The organism is Lyngbya sp. CCY1209 (assembly GCF_035615495.1).
Classification (GTDB): Bacteria; Cyanobacteriota; Cyanobacteriia; order Cyanobacteriales; family Microcoleaceae; genus Limnospira.
Map to the genome: position 1 here is coordinate 1 of NZ_JAJENU010000622.1, position 2,137 is coordinate 2,137.

General features: G+C 51.7%; 3 protein-coding genes. All 3 read left to right on the plus strand.

Annotated features, from left to right (window positions below):
* The first annotated feature begins 598 nt into the window (after positions 1–598).
* Complete coding sequence (locus tag LKE08_RS23600) at positions 599–862, plus strand: hypothetical protein (protein ID WP_324706723.1); 264 nt, start codon at positions 599–601, stop codon at positions 860–862.
* 484 nt (positions 863–1,346) lie between these two features.
* Positions 1,347–1,559, plus strand: a complete 213-nt coding sequence (locus tag LKE08_RS23605; protein ID WP_324706724.1) for a hypothetical protein — start codon at positions 1,347–1,349, stop codon at positions 1,557–1,559.
* Positions 1,560–1,655: 96 nt separating this feature from the next.
* On the plus strand, positions 1,656–2,137 hold a 482-nt coding region (locus LKE08_RS23610), incomplete at its 3' end, for a CbiX/SirB N-terminal domain-containing protein (RefSeq protein WP_324706725.1).

Consider the following 2,137-nt stretch of genomic DNA (forward strand, 5'->3'; position numbering starts at 1 on the left):
AGCATCGGGCATCTTGCCTGTGGATTCAGATCCGATCGCCTCATTTAAGATGAAACAGTCCAGTCGGGTGGGTTAGGCGTGGCAGTAATTTTGAGGAAAAACCCACAACTTTTCATCCGCGCCGTAACCCACCATTTCTTAATGCACAGTTTGAGCAGAAACAGTCCAGTCGGGTGCGTAAATTGGTCTAAAAACCGGGTTTATATTAAGATATTTGGTTGTCAACTGACACTCTTCTAGAAACCCGGTTTATCAAATAGTTTGATCGCCCAAATAATTGCTGGTGTCCCGAGCCCATTGCACTGGTTCGCACCTACACAACCGGGGATATTTTACGGCGTCATTTGACGACAACGTTGCGACATTCCTACGCGATGGGCCGCGCCTTGGGCGAAAGTGCGATCGCCCTCGAAATCCTCACCAACAACGTCATGCTGATCGTTCACAGCGATCGCTAATTCACCCCCGCCGATTTGATGCGGCGATGCGGTTTGATCCCCCATTATCCCCCTTAAAAAGGGGGACTTTGAGATTTCACCGACTGCACGATACCTGTAAATCGGCGGATTTCGATCCCTTCAAACACTACCAAGAGGTTATGATGATCTGTCCTTACAAAGAAATGAAACACCTGCGATCGCTCCCCTGCACCCGCGAAGAACTGGGCGGCTGGGTTTACTGTTCTTTTTGCGGTCAAAAAATGCGGCGAGAACTGCTATTCGATCCCGTCGATAGTTTGATCGGATTTTTGGTTGTCGCCCTAATTTTTATCTTTCTGGCGAACTCCCTCGGAAACCGTTTGAGAACCCCGGAACCCGCCGAAATCAATTTCGATCGCGCCCCTTCTCTGACTTTTGATTAGTTAGACTCCCCTCTCCCAAAGTTGGGAGAGGGGTTGGGGGAGAGGGCGAGAAGTGTTGACTTTTGATGAGTCGGTTGGGTTGGGCAATAGATGCTGTTTGCAAATGCCTAAAATCATTGTCCGACACCATTAGACTCCCCTCTCCCAAAGTTGGGAGAGGGGTTGGGGGAGAGGGCGAGAAGTGTTTCCGGGTTTGTGAAGAAATGTTGCGCCAACGACGTCGGAAATGAAACCCAACCTACCCCATGAAAACCCCATGAAAAAACGAGCGATCGCACCCATAAATTGCCCTCCGACGGAAATAGCGGGGGTTGACCAAAAATGGTGACTGAAATCATCAATTGTTGTTATCTCAATCACAATTTTGTCTGATAAAGATCACCGATCGGGCCGATCGCGCTCATCTTAGCTTTATCGTAGCATCACACAAGAAACAGTTTTATTAAGCCATGATAAAGATACAAGGAGCATTGGAGCAAAAACGATGACAAGTTACGGCAATTTCATGAACAACTCTCACGTTTCCCTGGAAGAACTCTTCGGCCAGGTCATGTTCTCCAATGTGGTCACTCCACGCGATCGCCAACTGTTGAAAGCCGCTCTCCTCAGAGAAACCCTCAGTGAGGACGAACAGGCGATCATCAATCGCCTCCTATATAACGTGCGTCGCGGGTGGGTTCGACTCGTCGAGGAGTGATGCCGCAATGTCCGACATCGCTCCGCCCGCAACCCTCCCCCGCCGGAAGCCGATCCGCTACAATAATCGAAACTTCCGTTCAGCTTGTGAGATCTCGTGCAATCCACCATTTTGCTTGTTTCCCACGGCAGTCGCGATCCGCGCCCCCAGTTGGCTTTGGAACAGTTAGCCCGAGAGTTGGGGGATCGCCTCGCCGTTGATGATGGCGGCAACTCGACCTCATCAGTCGTCGGAACCGGCGTTTTGGAGTTGGCCCCCATTCCCCTCTCCGAGCAAATTCGGCAATTCGGCGAGTACAGCCGATCGCTCGGTGCGAATCAAATTCAGATTTTCCCGCTTTTCCTTTTACCCGGCGTCCACGTTTGCGAAGATATTCCCGCAGAAGTGGCGATCGCACAACAGTTCCTCGGGTCGGCGATCCGGCTCGATGTCAAACCCCACTTGGGAACGGCATCTTCCCAACTGGCGGCATTCCTCAAACGTCAGATGGATGCGATCGCCGCAGATGCCTGGATTCTCCTCTCCCACGGCAGTCGCCGTCCCGGCGGAAATCAACCCGTCGAACACCTCGCCGCCGA

Bases quoted from the DNA above. Each gene is read 5' to 3' on its own strand.
- LKE08_RS23600 (WP_324706723.1), top strand. From the start codon at position 599: ATGATGATCTGTCCTTACAAAGAAATGAAACACCTGCGATCGCTCCCC.
- LKE08_RS23605 (WP_324706724.1), top strand. From the start codon at position 1,347: ATGACAAGTTACGGCAATTTCATGAACAACTCTCACGTTTCCCTGGAA.